The sequence below is a fragment of the Caballeronia sp. GAFFF2 genome (assembly GCF_023631485.1).
Taxonomy (GTDB): Bacteria; Pseudomonadota; Gammaproteobacteria; order Burkholderiales; family Burkholderiaceae; genus Caballeronia.
The window spans coordinates 107,296-123,183 of record NZ_JALQDA010000019.1; the positions used below are offsets into that span (position 1 = coordinate 107,296).

The 15,888-nt window shown below is 60.6% G+C and carries 12 protein-coding genes; 2 read left to right on the forward strand and 10 right to left on the reverse strand.

Going from position 1 to position 15,888, the window contains the following annotated elements; translation table 11 throughout:
• Window positions 1-19: 19 nt before the first annotated feature.
• The 8 genes from mraY to coq7 all read right to left on the reverse strand — a co-directional run bounded on the left by mraY (window position 20) and on the right by coq7 (window position 8,804).
• Window positions 20-1,189, reverse strand: coding sequence for a phospho-N-acetylmuramoyl-pentapeptide-transferase (gene mraY / locus NCT04_RS12620; RefSeq protein ID WP_250465716.1), 1,170 nt, complete (start codon window positions 1,187-1,189; stop codon window positions 20-22).
• A 20-nt stretch (window positions 1,190-1,209) separates the two neighbouring features.
• Window positions 1,210-2,640: a UDP-N-acetylmuramoyl-tripeptide--D-alanyl-D-alanine ligase gene (locus tag NCT04_RS12625; RefSeq protein WP_250465718.1), complete on the reverse strand. Its 1,431-nt coding sequence runs from the start codon at window positions 2,638-2,640 to the stop codon at window positions 1,210-1,212.
• Window positions 2,637-4,163 (reverse strand): UDP-N-acetylmuramoyl-L-alanyl-D-glutamate--2,6-diaminopimelate ligase, encoded by a 1,527-nt coding sequence (locus tag NCT04_RS12630; protein WP_250465720.1) that lies wholly within the window; start codon window positions 4,161-4,163, stop codon window positions 2,637-2,639. Before NCT04_RS12630 ends, NCT04_RS12625 begins: the two co-directional genes overlap by 4 nt.
• Window positions 4,160-6,028, reverse strand: a complete 1,869-nt coding sequence (locus NCT04_RS12635) for a peptidoglycan D,D-transpeptidase FtsI family protein (protein ID WP_250465722.1) — start codon at window positions 6,026-6,028, stop codon at window positions 4,160-4,162. The genes NCT04_RS12630 and NCT04_RS12635 overlap by 4 nt, the downstream gene beginning before the upstream one ends.
• A complete protein-coding gene (gene ftsL / locus NCT04_RS12640) occupies window positions 6,025-6,369 on the reverse strand; it encodes a cell division protein FtsL (RefSeq protein WP_244826309.1) in 345 nt (114 codons plus the stop codon). The genes NCT04_RS12635 and ftsL overlap by 4 nt, the downstream gene beginning before the upstream one ends.
• Entirely contained in the window at window positions 6,366-7,319 is a 954-nt protein-coding gene (gene rsmH, locus NCT04_RS12645; protein WP_244826310.1) for a 16S rRNA (cytosine(1402)-N(4))-methyltransferase RsmH, read from the reverse strand. The genes ftsL and rsmH overlap by 4 nt, the downstream gene beginning before the upstream one ends.
• 15 nt (window positions 7,320-7,334) lie before the next feature.
• Window positions 7,335-7,763 carry a division/cell wall cluster transcriptional repressor MraZ gene (mraZ, locus tag NCT04_RS12650; RefSeq protein ID WP_250465724.1) on the reverse strand — a complete coding sequence of 143 codons (429 nt, stop codon included), beginning with the start codon at window positions 7,761-7,763 and terminating at the stop codon, window positions 7,335-7,337.
• Between the two features lie 384 nt (window positions 7,764-8,147).
• Window positions 8,148-8,804 carry a 2-polyprenyl-3-methyl-6-methoxy-1,4-benzoquinone monooxygenase gene (coq7, locus tag NCT04_RS12655; protein WP_250465726.1) on the reverse strand — a complete coding sequence of 219 codons (657 nt, stop codon included), beginning with the start codon at window positions 8,802-8,804 and terminating at the stop codon, window positions 8,148-8,150.
• A gap of 346 nt (window positions 8,805-9,150) precedes the next feature.
• On the opposite strand from coq7, the gene NCT04_RS12660 reads away from it, so the two are divergent.
• Window positions 9,151-10,329: a porin gene (locus tag NCT04_RS12660; RefSeq protein WP_244826313.1), complete on the forward strand. Its 1,179-nt coding sequence runs from the start codon at window positions 9,151-9,153 to the stop codon at window positions 10,327-10,329.
• A gap of 153 nt (window positions 10,330-10,482) precedes the next feature.
• Here NCT04_RS12660 and NCT04_RS12665 read toward each other — a convergent pair whose 3' ends face one another.
• Window positions 10,483-12,156, reverse strand: a complete 1,674-nt coding sequence (locus NCT04_RS12665; protein ID WP_244826314.1) for a long-chain fatty acid--CoA ligase — start codon at window positions 12,154-12,156, stop codon at window positions 10,483-10,485.
• Window positions 12,157-12,286: 130 nt separating this feature from the next.
• Window positions 12,287-14,368, reverse strand: coding sequence for a molybdopterin-containing oxidoreductase family protein (locus NCT04_RS12670; protein ID WP_250465728.1), 2,082 nt, complete (start codon window positions 14,366-14,368; stop codon window positions 12,287-12,289).
• 166 nt (window positions 14,369-14,534) lie between these two features.
• Between NCT04_RS12670 and NCT04_RS12675 the strand changes: the two genes are divergently transcribed.
• Window positions 14,535-15,725 carry a M20 aminoacylase family protein gene (locus NCT04_RS12675; RefSeq protein ID WP_250465730.1) on the forward strand — a complete coding sequence of 397 codons (1,191 nt, stop codon included), beginning with the start codon at window positions 14,535-14,537 and terminating at the stop codon, window positions 15,723-15,725.
• The last annotated feature ends 163 nt before the right edge of the window (window positions 15,726-15,888 follow it).

Here is a 15,888-nt window from a genome sequence, read left to right on the forward strand (position 1 = left end):
CGCACCATCGACACGAAAATCACCGCAGCTTCAACGTCGACAAACCAAGCAGACACAGCATCAACGTGATGATCCAGAAGCGCACCACCACTTGCGTCTCGGTCCAGCCGGACAGTTCGTAATGGTGATGCAGCGGCGCCATCTTGAAGAAGCGGCGGCCCTCGCCATAACGGCGCTTCGTGAACTTGAACCAGAAGACTTGCAACATGACCGAAAGCGTTTCGGCCACGAAAATGCCACCCATGATGAACAGCACGATCTCCTGACGCACGATCACGGCAATGGTGCCGAGCGCGCCGCCGAGCGCGAGCGCGCCGACATCGCCCATGAACACTTGCGCCGGGTGCGTGTTGTACCAGAGGAAGGCGAGACCGGCGCCTCCCATGGCCGAACAGAAGATCAGCAATTCGCCCGCGCCGGGAATATGCGGGAACAGCAGGTACTTCGAATACACGGAGCTACCCATGACATAAGCGAACGCGCCAAGCGACGCGCCCACCAGCACCACGGGCATGATGACCAGGCCGTCGAGGCCGTCGGTGAGATTCACCGCGTTGCTGGCGCCGACGATCACCAAGTACGTCAGCGCGATGAAGCCCCATACGCCGAGCGGATAGCTGATCGCCTTGATGAACGGCAGCATCAAGTCGGCACGCGCTGGCAGACCCATGGAAAGACCGCTGCGCACCCACGCCATGAAGAGATCGAACACGCGCGCGTTGTTCGCTTCGGACACGCTGAAGGCGAGGTACACCGCAGCGAAGAGACCGATGACCGACTGCCAGAAATACTTCTCGCGCGACGACATACCGCGCGGGTCCTTGTACACGACCTTGCGATAGTCATCCACCCAGCCGATCACGCCGAAGCCGAAGGTCACGAGCATCACGATCCACACGAAGCGGTTGGTGAGGTCGGCCCACAACAGCGTCGAAATGGCGATACCAATGAGGATAAGCACGCCGCCCATGGTCGGCGTGCCGGACTTGACGAGGTGCGATTGCGGGCCGTCACGGCGCACGGCCTGACCGACTTTCAACGCGGTCAGTTTGCGGATCACCCACGGACCGCAGACGAGCCCGATCAGGAGCGCCGTCGCCGTGGCGCCCACTGCGCGGAACGTGATGTAGGTAAACACGCGCATGAAGCTGGCGTCATTCTGGAGCCATTGCGCGAGTGCGAGTAGCATGCTGGTCCTTCTCTTTCAGTTCAGTGTGCCGCGGGCGTGGTGCCCACGACGGGTGGTTGTGGACTTGTCACGGCGTCCACCACGCGCTCCATCTTCATGAAGCGCGAGCCTTTCGCGAGATACGTGGCGCCGGGTCCGAAGCCGGCTTGTTGCACTGCTCGAATCAGGGCGGCGACATCGTTGAAATGCGCGCCGGCCTGCTTCGATGCCGCAGCGTTGAATGCGTTCACGGAATCGACGCTCGCGTCGCCCAACGCGAAGAGCGCGTCGATTCCGCGTTGTGCCGCATAAGCGCCGACTTCGCGATGGAACGCTGGACCTTCTTCGCCTACTTCGCCCATGTCGCCCATGACGAGCACGCGCGGCGATGCTTGCGATGCAAGCACGTCGATGGCCGCGCGCATGGAGTCGGGGTTGGAGTTGTACGTGTCGTCGATCACGGTGGCGCCGGAAAGCGCGCCAAGCACCGCGCGCTTCACTTGCAGACGTCCCTTGACCGGCTGAAATGCTTCGAGACCGCGCTTGACGGCATCGAGCGATACGCCTGCAGCCAGTGCCGCCGCCGTTGCGGCCAATGCGTTGCGCGCGTTGTGATCGCCAAGCACGGCAAGCGCGATGTCGATCTCGCCTTGCGGCGAGCGAACGTGCACCGTCGTGCCGTCGAGCGTGCCGGTGACGGCCGCCTTCGCTGCGTCCTCGCTCAATGCGAAGTCCATGATCGGATTGCCGGTCGCGGCCACGCGCCAGATGCTCGCGTAGTGATCGTCGGCGGGAAACACGGCCGTGCCGGTTTCGCCGAGCGCGTGAATGACCGATGCATGTTCGAGCGCGACGGCTTCCACCGTTGCCATGAATTCCTGATGCTCGCGTTGCGCGTTGTTCACCACGGCGACGGTCGGCGCGGCGATCTTGCCGAGCACGCTCGTTTCGCCGGGATGATTCATGCCGAGTTCGACGACCGCGAGCTTGTGCGCCGCGTTCAGGCGAAACAACGTGAGCGGCAAACCGATGTCGTTGTTGAAGTTGCCGGCCGTGGCGAGCCGCGCATCTTCGCCGACCGCGGCCGCGAAGATCGACGAGATCATTTCCTTGACCGTGGTCTTGCCGTTGCTGCCGGTAACGGCGACGAGCGGCATGGCAAAGCGCTCACGCCAGCCGTGTGCCAGCGCACCGAGCCCGATGCGCGTGTCCTTTACCTTGATGACTGGCAGCGGCCAGGCATTCCCGGATGATGGCTCGCGCGAAACGAGCGCCGCCGACGCACCGCCCTTTGCAACCTGATCGAGAAAGTCGTGCGCATCGAAACGATCGCCCTTCACCGCTACGAAGAGATCGCCGGCCTGAACCGCGCGGCTGTCGGTGACGATGCGTTCGATCGCGAGGTTTTCATCGCCCTGCAAAACGGCGCCGGGAATGAGCGCTGCGGCTTCGCGCAAGGTGAACATGGTCATTCGCCACCTCCGCGCTGCTGCGTGGCACGTGCGGCAAGCGCGAGGCGTGCGTGGTCCTGATCCGAGAAAGCGCGTTTCTTGCCCATGATTTCCTGCGTGGCTTCGTGGCCCTTTCCGGCCAGCACGACGACGTCTTCGCGCGCCGCAGCGCGAATCGCCTGCAAGATCGCGCTTGCGCGATCTTCGATACGGCGCGCTTTCCTGGCGTCCTTCATGCCGCCCGCGATCTGGTCGATGATCGCTTGCGGGTCTTCGCTGCGCGGGTTGTCGCTCGTGATGACGATCTGATCGGCAAGGCGCTCGGCAATCGCGCCCATGAGCGGGCGCTTGGTCGCGTCGCGGTCGCCGCCGCATCCGAACATGCAGACGAGTTCGCCGCCACGCGCAGTTGCAATTGGACGCAAGGCGGCGAGTGTCTTGTCGAGCGCGTCGGGCGTATGCGCGTAGTCGATCACGACGAGCGGCTCATCGCTTTGCGGCCGTCCGCCGAGCCGCTCCATGCGGCCGTTCACCGATTCGAGTTTCGCGATGCGTGCAAGCGCGGTGTCGAACGGCACGCCGACTTCGAGCAGCACGCCGAGCACGGAAAGCAGATTACTGACGTTGAAGGCGCCGAGCGTGCCGACTTCCACGTCGGCTTCGCCCCAGTCCGACGAAAGATGAAAAGCGGTGCCCGTTGCGGTGGCGCGCACGTTGGTCGCGAGCAAAAGCGCATCGGCGCTTGGCACGGCGTTCACGGGAATATCGACGCCGTATGCAATCGTGCGCACCTTGCCGCGCAGCGATTCGATCAAACGTTGTCCCGCCGCGTCGTCGCGATTGACGATTGCGGTCTTGAGCGTGGACCACGCGAAAAGACGCGCCTTGGCGGCTTCGTATGCGTCGAAAGTGCCGTGATAGTCGAGATGATCCTGCGTGAGGTTCGTGAAGATGGCCAGGTCGAAATCCGTGCCGTTCAGGCGCCCTTGATGCAGCGCATGCGACGAGACTTCCATCGCCACGCCCTCCGCGCCCTGCGTCTTGAGTTGCGCGAGATTGCGCTGAAGCTGTGCCGCGTCGGGCGTGGTGAAGCCGGTATGCACGAGCTTGCCCGGCATGCCTATACCCAACGTGCCGACGATTGCGCACGGCCGGCCGAGCGCGGTGAGCGCGGCGGCAATCCACTGACTGCACGAAGTCTTGCCATTGGTGCCGGTCACGCCAACGGTGAGCATCGACGCGGTCGGCTCGCCGTACCATGCAGCGGCAATCGGGCCGGCGAGTTCGTTGAGCTTTGCGACGGCGAGCGTCTTCGACGCATCCGGCTTGCCCGTGAAGTTTTCCGGCTGATACAGCGCCGCCACCGCGCCCGCTGCGAGCGCGGCATCCAGATAAGAACGGTTGTCCGCGCCATCGACGGCATAGGCCAGAAACACGTCGCCGCTCTTGAGTGAGCGCGTGTCGGCATGCAGGTTCGCCGAGGGTTGCGCATGTGCGCGCAGCCATTCGACCGCGTTCGATATCTGGCGGGCCTGCGCGCTCATCGCACGACTCCCGGATGCGTCTTCGTATTGCTCGACACTGCGTATTTCTTCGCGGCTATTGCGTTGTTGGCGTTGTTGGCGTTGTTCGCGGGCTGCTTCGCCGGCGGTTGCGTTGCGGAGTTCGAATCGTCGGTCACGACCATTTGCTTGACCGGCATGTCGGGCGGCACATTGAGCGCACGCAGCGTGTCGCCGGCGATGGCCGAGAAAACGGGACCCGAAACCTGGCCGCCGAAGTGACTGCCCGCCGTCGGTTCATCGACCGATACGGCCACGACGATGCGCGGATTCGGCATTGGCGCCATGCCGACGAACGACGCGCGATACTTCGAATGGTCGTAACCGCGACCCGCATGCTTGTACGCGGTGCCGCTCTTGCCGCCGACGCGATAGCCCGGCACCGCTGCATCCGGCGACGTGCCGCCCTTCGACACCACGGTTTCGAGCATGGCGCGCACTTCACGCGCGGTGGTCGGCGAAAACACTTGCTGACCCTGTGCCGGTTGATCGCCCGGCGTGCGGAAAATGGACACCGGCATGACCTGACCGTCGTGCGCAATCGCGGTATAAGCGCGTGCTAGCTGAAACAGCGAAGCAGACAAGCCGTAGCCATAAGACATGGTTGCCTGCTCGATGCGCCGCCAGCTCTTCCACGGCCGCAACCGTCCCGTCACCGCGCCAGGGAAACCAACCTTCGGCGCCTGACCGAGACCGAGGCTCGTGTACATGTTCCACATTTCTTCGGCGCGCAATTGCATCGCAATTTTGGTCGCGCCGATATTGCTCGATTTCTGAATCACTCCACCGACAGTGAGCGTGCCGAAACCTGAATCGTCCGTGATGCGCGCGCCGTCCAGCACGAACGTGCCGCCGCCCGTTTCGACGAGCGTATTCGGCGTCACGCGATGCAAATCCAGCGCGAGCGAAACGGTGAACGGCTTCATGATCGAGCCTGGCTCGAAAGTGTCCGTGAGAATGCGGTTGCGCAGCTGCTCGCCAGTCATGCGCGTGCGGTCGTTCGGGTTGTACGTGGGATAGTTGACGAGCGCGAGTACTTCGCCCGTTTTGGTGTCGATCACAATTGCAGCGCCAGCCTTCGCCTTCGACTTCTCGACCGCAGCCTTCAGATTCGTGTACGCGATGTACTGAATCTTGCTGTCGATCGAGAGTTCGACGTCCGTACCATTATGCGGCACGACCTGCTCGTCGACATCCTCGACGATATGACCCATGCGGTCCTTGATGACGCGACGCATGCCAGGCGTACCCGCGAGGACACCTTGGTCGCCGAGTTCGACGCCTTCTTGTCCCTTGTCTTCAATATTAGTAAAGCCGATCAGATGCGCAGTGATTTCGCCTTCCGGATAGAAGCGCTTGTATTCGCCGCGCGAATAGATGCCGGGAACGTCGAGCTCCGCGACCTTTTGCGCGACTTCGAGCGGCACCTGACGCTTCACGTAGACGAAGGTCTTGTCCATCGAGAGTTTCGCGCGCAGATCTTTCTGCGTCATGTCGAGCAACTTTGCGAGTTGCGCAAGCTTGTCCGCGCCGAGGTCGTTCGGCACGGCTTCGGGAATCGCCCAGATGGCCTTCACCGGCAGACTCGTGGCGAGCACGAGACCGTTACGGTCGCGAATCTGGCCGCGCGTGGCGGGCATTTCCAGCGTGCGTTGATAGCGGCTTTCGCCTTGCTTCTTGAAGAACGCGTTGCCCGGACCCTGGATCCAGAATGCCCGCCCGGCGAGCGCGACGAACGCCATGAACAACATGAACACGACCAGCTTCGAGCGCCACATGGGCAGACGCACGGCGAGGATCGGATTCGGCGTGTAGGCGACGTCCTTTTGTTTCGCGGATTTTTTCATCGTTTGGCTCCGCGTGCGGGCGGCGCCGACGCGGGCAGCGGCGGCGGCATGGGCGCGTCGGCGGCCTTGAAGGTCGCCGGGTCGTAGGTCAGGTATTGCGTGCGGCCGGTAGCGACGGGCTGCATCTTCAACGAGTTAGTAGCCAATTGCTCGATGCGCGAGGTCTTCGACAACGCGCTCTGCTGATACTGAAACTGCGCATAATCCTGCTGCAACTGACGCTCTTGCGACTGCGCCCTTTGCAATTCGATGAACACTTGCCGCTGCTTGTTGGTGGCGCTGACGACCGACAACGCGCACCCGAGCACGACGATCAACAGGAAGATGTTGAGGCGATTCATGGCGCGATCCGCTCCGCGATACGCATGACCGCGGACCGGGCGCGCGGGTTGGCGGCGACTTCAGCGTCGCTCGGAAACACGCGGCCCACGACCCGCAACGGCGGGCTGGGAAGATCGACCGCGCGGATCGGCAAGCGACGGTCCACGGCGGGCGCGCTGGCATGCGCCTGCATGAAACGCTTGACGATCCGGTCTTCGAGCGAATGAAAGCTGATCACGACCAGCCGCCCCCCTTGCTCCAACAACGAAAGTGCCGACTCAAGTACTACTTGCAGCTCCGCAAGCTCTTGATTGACGTGAATCCGTATAGCTTGAAAGGTGCGAGTTGCCGGGTCCTTGCCCTTCTCACGGGTTTTGACGACGTGACCCACGATTTCGGCAAGCTCGCTCGTGCTGTCGAGAGGCCCAAGACGCTCGGACTCTGCCCTGCGAGCAACAAGCGCCTTTGCAATCTGAAAAGCAAACCGTTCTTCCCCATAATCTCTGATCACCTCCGTGAGTTCCTGCACCGTTGCCCGCGCGAGCCACTCTGCCGCCGACTCCCCTCGAGTCGGGTCCATGCGCATGTCGAGCGGACCTTGCGCGCGAAAACTGAAGCCGCGCTCCGGGTCGTCCACTTGTGGCGACGACACGCCCAGGTCCAGCAACACGCCCGACACTCGCCCCATCCCACGCTCGCTCGCCGTATCGCGCAGGGCAGCGAAACTGTCATGCACGATCGAAAAGCGTGAGTCTTGTATCTGTTGCGCCGTGGCGATTGCGAGCGGGTCTTTGTCGAAGGCGACGAGCCGCCCCGCTTCGCCCAGCCGATCCAGAATGCCCCGGCTATGTCCGCCGCGCCCGAAAGTGCCATCTATATAGATGCCGTCCGCGCGCGTGATCAGCCCGTCAATTGCTTCGTTTAGCAGCACCGTGCGATGCTGCAGTTCATTTCTCATCGCAGGTGCCATGTTTTTAGCGCCGCGTCAGAAAGTGAAATTCTTCAGCGCGTCGGGCATGCCCTGCGCCATCGCCGCGGCTTCCTTCGCCGCATAGGTCTGCGAGTCCCATAATTCGAAGTGCACGCCCATGCCGAGCAGGGTCACTTCTTTTTCAAGCGATGCGGCAGAGCGCAGTTCGGGCGAGACCAATACGCGGCCGGCGCCGTCCATTTCCACATCCATTGCGTTGCCGAGAAAGATGCGCCGCCACCACATGGCTTCCATGGGAAGCGCGGCGACTTTGGCGCGAAAGACTTCCCACTCCGGGCGAGGAAACAGCAACAGGCATCCATCCGGGCTCTTCGTGAGCGTCACCCGGCCTTCTGCCTGCCCTTGCAGCGCTTCCCGATAGCGAGACGGAACCGACATCCGTCCTTTCGCATCGAGCGTCAGCGCCGACGCTCCCTGGAACACTCGCCCTTCTCCCTGTGCTGACGCCCCCGTTGGCGCCCGTCTTTTTGCGAAGTAGCCTTAAAGTGACTCCGAAATCACACAAAAGACCACTTTCTGACACTGTCTCCCACTTTAGTGGAAGGCATTTCCTCGGTCAAGACGCGAAACTTTTTTTCGAGTAGTTTTTGCCCGTTAGAACAAGGACTTAGCGCAGGAGCTTAAAGTAGCACAAAGTAGAAAAGCGTTATAAATTATAGAGCTAGTGGACGATGTGAAAGTGTTACGTGAATTTGACCGACAAAATGAATGAAATGTAACCGTTCTTATAGGCGGATTTGCCGCCTCCGCGCACGCGCAAACGGTAATTTGGTCGATGGAGCAGGCCATCGACCATAAGACTGCCGTCTAAATATAGTAAGCGGTGCGGGTCATGATCTTCGATGCTGCGCGCATCAACGCTCGCACGGGGAACGGAACCTCACCACCGCCCGCTCCGATAGCCGCGGCAGCATGTGCGGCTTCGTCCTGCCGCATCTGCTCGACGATCGCGCGCGACGCGTGATCGTTTTGCGGCAGCGTCTTCATGTGGCCATCGAGATGTTGCTCCACCTGACGCTCGGTTTCAGCCATGAAACCCAGGCTCGCGCGATCGCCGAGGCGTCCGGCTGCAAAGCCGATGGCCAGTGCGCCTGCGTACCACAACGGATTGAGCAGGCTCGGGCGCGAATCGAGATCGCGAAGGCGCTTGGACGTCCACGCGAGATGGTCTTCTTCCTCACGCGCGGCGTGTTCGAAGCTCGCCTTCAGCTGCGGGCTATTGGTCGCCAGCTTCTGGGCCTGATAAAGCGCCTGCGCGCAGACTTCGCCGACATGGTTCACGCGCATCAGACCAGCGGCGTGCGACCGCTCCTTCTCATCGAGCGCGGGTTCGTCGATGCCCGGAGGGCTCATCTCCGACTGACCGAGCGCGTTCGGCTCCGGAACCGGCCGCGACATGCGGCTGATACCCGCCATGGAACGCAGGCCGCGGTCGAATTCGCTGATGACTTCGTCTAGCGTCATGGTTTTTCTCCCTCATCTCGTTGCGCGGAATTCGATGCTCTTCGCCTTCTTTCAGCAAGCCATATTCTCTGGCAAGAAATATCCAAAGCAGGCTTTTTGAACTAATCAAATTTTGAATTAGGGCAAACGCGAGTCATAAAATTCCTGCAAAACCAAGATTTTAGCGCATGTTGCAAAAACGTCACACGAGGTGCGCAGACCGGCCCCTTTTCCTTTGTCGCCCAAGGCCTCTTTGTTACATTACGTCTCAACTTCATTCAGAAGTGCCCGGCAGGGACGTCAACACACTGGCGCTAGAACAGTGACCTTGCCCAAAAGTCGCAAACACTCCTTGGAGATCTATTCAATGAAAAAGTCGCTTCTCGCTTTGGCCGCTTTGGGCACCTTCGCTGGCGCCGCCCACGCGCAAAGCAGCGTGACGCTGTACGGCATCATCGACGCTGGCTTCCTGTACTCGAACAATAGCGCTGGTCAGAAGTTGTATGCCTTGAACAGCGGCAACGTGCAGGGCAGCCGTTGGGGCCTGCGTGGTACGGAAGATCTTGGCGGCGGTCTGAAGGCCCTCTTCGTGTTGGAAAACGGCTTCAACGTGTTCAACGGCGCGCTGGGTCAAGGCGGCGACGAGTTCGGCCGTCAGGCTTACGTCGGTCTGTCGACGGCGCAATACGGCACGGTCACGTTGGGTCGTCAGTACGACTCCGTGGTTGACTTCACCGGCGCGTTCGAAGTCGGCAGCCAGTGGGCGACGTACTTCGGTGCGCACCCGGGCGACCTCGACAACATGAACAACTCGTTGCGCGTCAACAATTCGGTCAAGTTCACGAGCGCCAACTACGCCGGCTTCACGTTCGGCGGCTTGTACAGCCTGGGCGGCAACGCAGGTCAGTTCAATCGCAACCAGATCTGGTCGGCTGGCCTCGGCTACTCGCAAGGCCCGTTGCAATTGGGCGCTGCGTACTTGAACGTCAAGGACCCGAACTATTCGTTCTTCGGCAACAACACGACCTCGCGCACGGCCGCAACCGCCGGTACGGCTTCGAACTTCCCGAACAGCCGCGTGATCTCGGGCTTCGCATCAGCTCACACGCAACAAGTGATCTCGGCGGGCGGTGCTTATACGTTCGGCGCGGCAACGGTCGGCGCGACGTACAGCAACACGCAGTTCAAGGATGTCGGCCGCGAAGCCGGCGCCGGCCTCAACCCGGCTGCTTACACGGGTGGTTCGGGCAAGTTCCACAACGCCGAACTCAACTTTAAGTATCAGTTGACCCCGGCTCTGCTGCTCGGCGTCGCTTACGACTACACGAAGGGCTACGGCCTGGCCGATGCCAAGTATCACCAAGGCATGCTCGGCGCGGACTACTTCCTGTCCAAGCGCACGGACGTGTATATCGACGGTGTGTACCAGCACGCAACGGGTACGGATTCGACGCAACGCGCAGCGGTTGCAAGCATCAACGGTCTGTCGCCGTCGTCGACGTCGAACCAGGTCGCGGCGCTGGTCGGTATTCGCCACAAGTTCTAACAAGTCTTAACACAGCGGTATCTCTTGAAAGGCGCCTTCGGGCGCCTTTTTTATATGGCAAGGCGCGTCGGGCATAACCGCTTCTATGCGATGCAAAGAAAAAAGCCTTCGGTCTTTCGACACGAAGGCTTTTCCATTTCCCAAATCGATTCTTCAGGCCGTGCCGTCGCGCAATTCGCGCCGCAAGATCTTGCCGACATTGCTCTTCGGCAGGTCGTTGCGAAACTCGATGATGCGCGGCCGCTTGTACCCCGTCAGCCGCTCCTTGCAGAACGCCACGACATCCGCTTCGGTCAGGCTCTGATCACGGCGCACGATAAAGAGCTTCACCGCTTCGCCCGAGTTCTGATCCTTCACGCCGACCGCGGCCACTTCGAACACGCCGGGCAGCATGGCGACCACGTCTTCGATCTCGTTCGGATAAACATTGAAGCCGGACACGAGAATCATGTCCTTCTTGCGATCGACGATTTTCACGTAACCGCGATCATCGAAGACGCCCACGTCGCCCGAGCGAAAGAAGCCGTCGGGCGTCATCACCTTCGCGGTTTCGTCGGGGCGGTTCCAGTAGCCCGCCATGACTTGCGGACCGCGAATGCAGATTTCGCCGGGCTGACCGAACGGAACGTCGTTGTTGTCGTCGTCGCGAATGACGATTTCCGTCGATGGCAACGGCAAGCCGATCGTCCCCGTATATTCCATCGCCGTGACCGGATTGCAGGTCACACAGGGTGACGTTTCGGACAACCCGTAGCCTTCGACAATCGGCACGCCCGTCTTCGCGAACCAGCGTTTGGCGACGGCTTCCTGCACCGCCATGCCGCCGCCATTCGCCGCGATGAGCTTGGAGAAATCCAGCTGGTCGAAATCGGGATGATTCAACAGCGCGTTATAGAGCGTGTTGACGGCCGGAAACGTATTGATCTGTATGCCCTTCAGTTCCTTGATCGTCCCCGCGATATCGCGTGGATTCGGAATCAGCACGCCGAGTCCGCCGGTGCGGATCGTCAGCATGCCGCACACCGTCAGCGCGAAGATGTGATAAAGCGGCAACGCGACCACGCAGATGAACTGGTCGATATCGGGCCGGCGCTTGCGTGCCGGATCGAGCCACACTTCGGATTGCAACACGTTCGCGATCAGGTTGCGATGCAAAAGCGTCGCGCCCTTGGCAACGCCCGTCGTGCCGCCCGTGTATTGCAGGAACGCGACGTCATCGGGACTTTGTTCGACGCTATGAAACGTGGCGCGTCCACCTTCGCTGAGCGCGTCATTGAAGCGAACCCGTCCGGGCAAACTCCACTCGGGCACGAGCTTCTTCACGCGTCGCACGACCAGATTGACGACGAGCCCTTTCAAACCCATGAGGTCGCCGAGCGCGGCGACAACGACGTGTTTGATGGCCGTGTTCTTCACCACGGCTTGCAGCGTATGCGCGAAATTCTCGAGCAAGACGATGGCTTCCGCGCCGCTGTCCTTCAACTGATGTTCGAGCTCACGCGGTGTGTAAAGCGGATTGACGTTGACGACGATATAACCCGCGCGCAGAACCGCCGCAATTGCGATCGGATATTGCAACACGTTGGGCATCATCAACGCGACGCGCGCGCCGGGCTTGAGACCCTTCGTCTGAAACCATGCCGCGAGCTTTTTCGACATGTCGTCGAGTTCGCCGTAGGTAATCGACTTGCCCATGCAGACGAACGCGCGCCGGTCGCGGTTCTTGCGGAAACTGTCTTCGAGCAGCTGGGAAACCGACCGGTACGCGGAAACGTCGATTTCAGCCGGTACGCCGTCCGGGTAGGACTTCAACCATGGTTTTTCCATGCGGCGTCTCCTTCTTATTGGAATTTAGAATGATCGTGCGAAAACGAGATGCTAGCTGCTTGCCTCGCTTCCGACAATTGGGTTAGACGCCGCCTTCCAGACTCGTTCCGGCCTGCTCTTTCATTACGACTCAATGCGTTGACTCCACTTCAACCAGGCAGTCGTAAAACGTCGCCGATCCCCCCAGATCGGTCAGTGCCTGGCTCGTTACCTGATTGGCGTTACGGCCATCGGGGGACAACTTCTTCCACCAGATCGACAACCCGACCACGACGCCCTCCTTGGCGCGTTCGGTTACACGGGCGCGCGCCTGCATCGAGCCGCGATCGTTGAAGATGCGAACCAGCACGCCGTCTTCGATACCGCGGAGTTCGGCATCGGCAGGATGGATATCGAGATGCGGCTGGCCTTCGGTCGCGCGCAGACTTTCGACGTTCACGAAACTGCTGTTCAGAAAATTGCGCGCGGGCGGCGAGATCATCGCGAGCGGATAGCGCGCCGCGAGTTCGGGCGAGCCGTCCGTCGATTCGTACGGCGGCAGATAATCGGGCAGCGGATCGAGCCCTTCGTTTTTCAGACGTTCGCTATAAAACTCGCACTTGCCCGAAGGCGTGCGAAAGGCGCCTTGAGCCAAGGGCGCATCGGCAAGATTGAGTTTTAGCCAACCCGTCTCTTTGAGCGCGTTCCAGTCCTGACCTTCGAGCGTCGCATCGGCCCAGCGAAAGGCTTTCGAAGCAATCTGTTCGTCGGTCTCGAAGAGTGCCGGTTCGGTGAGGCCCATGGCGCGCGCGAGACCTCGAAAGATGTCTGTATTCGTGCGCGCTTCGCCGACCGGTTGAATGGCCGGCAAGTTGGCCATCACATGCGTATGCCCGTAAGACTTATGGACGTCCAAGTGTTCGAGCTGTGTCGTCGCCGGGAAAATCAGATCGGCATAGTCAGCCGTATCGGTCTGAAAGTGTTCGAGAACAATGGTGAACAGATCGTCGCGCGCAAAGCCCGCGGCGACTTTCGCGGAGTCGGGCGCCACGGCCACCGGGTTCGAGTTATAGACGATCAGCGCTTCGATCTTCGGGCCGAATGCGTCGTCTCCGGGGTTCAGCAGCGCGTCGCCGATAGCGTTCATATTGACGATGCGCGGCAGTTTCGACGGCCAGCCGGGCGACAGGTTCGGACGTTCGAGCGCGTTTCCATCGACCGGTGTCCAGCCCGACGACGACAGCAGCATTCCGCCCGCGCGCTCACGCCATGCGCCCGTGAGCGACGGCAGGCAAGCAATGGCGCGGACCGCATTGCCGCCGCCGCGCACGCGCTGCATACCGTAATTCAGGCGAATCGACGCCTTCCTGGTAGAACCGAATGCGCGCGCGAGATCGATCACCGTATTCTCGTCAAGACCGCATATCGACGCCACGCGCGAAGGCGGAAACTGCGCCGCGCGCGCCTTGAGTTCTTCGAAACCGAGCGTGTGGGCATCGACATATTCGCGGTCGATGAGATCCTCGCGAATCAAAACGTCGATCATGCCGAGCGCGAGCGCGGCATCCGTTCCGGGCCGCAACGCGATATGTTGATGACACTTTTCCGCCGTCAGTGACCGATACGGATCGATCGCGATCAACTTGGCGCCGCGCCGCTTTGCTTCCTGCGCACGCGTCCAGAAATGCAGGCTCGACGCGATCGGATTCGCTCCCCAGATCAGGATGATCTCGCTTTCCTCGAAAAACTCGGTGTGCATGCCGAGACTCGCGCCGTATGTGTAGCGCAAGCCGGCAGTGCCGGCGGCGGCGCAGATCGTCCGATCCAGCCGCGACGCGCCGAGCACATTGAAAAAACGCGCCGCAATGCTCTCGCCTTGTACCAGTCCCATCGTGCCGGCATAGCTGTACGGGAGAATCGCTTCGGGCGCGCGCTGTGCAATCGACTTCAGCTTGTTGGCCGCCAAGGTGAGCGCGTCGTTCCAGCTAATCGCCTCGAAGCGCCCTTCGCCTTTCCGGCCGACGCGGCGCAACGGCGTGAGCAGCCGGTCTTTATGATGCGTGCGCTCGGCATAACGCGTCACCTTCGTGCAAAGCACGCCCTGCGTCGGCGGATGATCCGGATCGCCGCTGACCTTTACCGCTTTGCCGTCCTTGACCGTGACGCGCATTGCGCAGGTATCGGGACAGTCATGTGGGCAGACGGCTCGGGCGAACTCGGTTGGAGCGTTCATGGCATGGGTCCGGGATTACCAGATGAAAAGCGTCAGATGAGTCGATTTTATTATGGTCGCCGTGGGAACGACCGTTCAAATCATCAAATAATGACGGCGTAGAATGCAAGGACCGACGCAGTGTCAATGCGCAACGTCCGAATTCAAACGTGAGAACGGTTCCAAAATGAATCTGATCCCTGAAATCGAAGCATCGCACGAAGAAATCAAAGCTCTCCGACGAACGATTCATGCTCATCCGGAGCTGCGTTACGAAGAGACGGGGACGAGCAAGCTTGTCGCGGAAAGCCTCGAGCGATGGGGCATTACTGTGCATCGTGGGCTGGGAAAGACGGGCGTCGTCGGCGTGCTCAAGCGTGGCTCCGGCAACGGGTCGATCGGACTACGCGCCGATATGGACGCACTGCCCATTCAGGAAATCAACACCTTCGAACATCGATCGACCCACCCCGGCCGCATGCACGCGTGCGGTCACGACGGGCACACTGCCATGCTGCTCGGCGCGGCAAAACATTTGGCGGAGCATGGCAACTTTAACGGCACGATTGTTTTCATCTTCCAGCCGGCCGAGGAAGGCGGCGCAGGCGCGCGTGCAATGATCGAAGACGGCTTGTTCAAGCGTTTCCCTGTCGATGCCGTCTTTGGGATTCACAACTGGCCGGGAATGCCAGCGGGGCACTTCGGCGTGGTTTCCGGACCAATCATGGCGTCGAGCAATGAGTTTCGGATCACGATTCGCGGCATCGGCTCGCATGCGGCAATGCCTCATAACGGGCGCGATCCGGTGTTTACCGCCGTGCAGATCGCTAATGGGTTGCAGGGCATCATTACTCGAAACAAGAAGCCTATCGATACCGCCGTGCTTTCGATCACCCAAATTCATGCTGGCGACGCGGTCAATGTCGTGCCGGATGAGGCATGGTTAGGTGGTACGGTGCGCACGTTCACGGTCGAGACTTTAGACGTTATCGAAGAACGTATGCGCAAGATCGTCGAAGCGACGGCATCGGCTTACGATTGCGAGGCGGAACTGCATTTTCATCGAAATTATCCACCGACGATCAACGACGCTGAGCAGACGAAGTTTGCGGCGGAAGTGATGACTGCCGTTGTAGGCAAGGATAAGGTGAACGCCTCAGTCGAACCAACAATGGGCGCGGAGGACTTTTCGTTCATGTTGCTTGAAAAGCCCGGGTGTTACGCGTTTCTCGGGAATGGCAACGGCGGTCATCGGGATCATGGACATGGTGCCGGTCCCTGCATGTTGCATAACGCCAGTTACGATTTCAATGACGATTTGTTGTCTGTCGGCTCGTCTTACTGGGTTCGATTGGCAGAGCGGTCCTTAGCCCGATAACTTTGATTTTTTTGTTTTGGCGCTGCTCGAACCAAGCAGCGCTTTCTTTGCACGCCCAACGCCGCAGAAACGCAAAAACCCCACCTGTTTGGGGGTGGGGTTTTTGTTGCTGCATGAGGAGCCTGACGATTACCTACTTTCACACGGGAGATCCGCACTATCA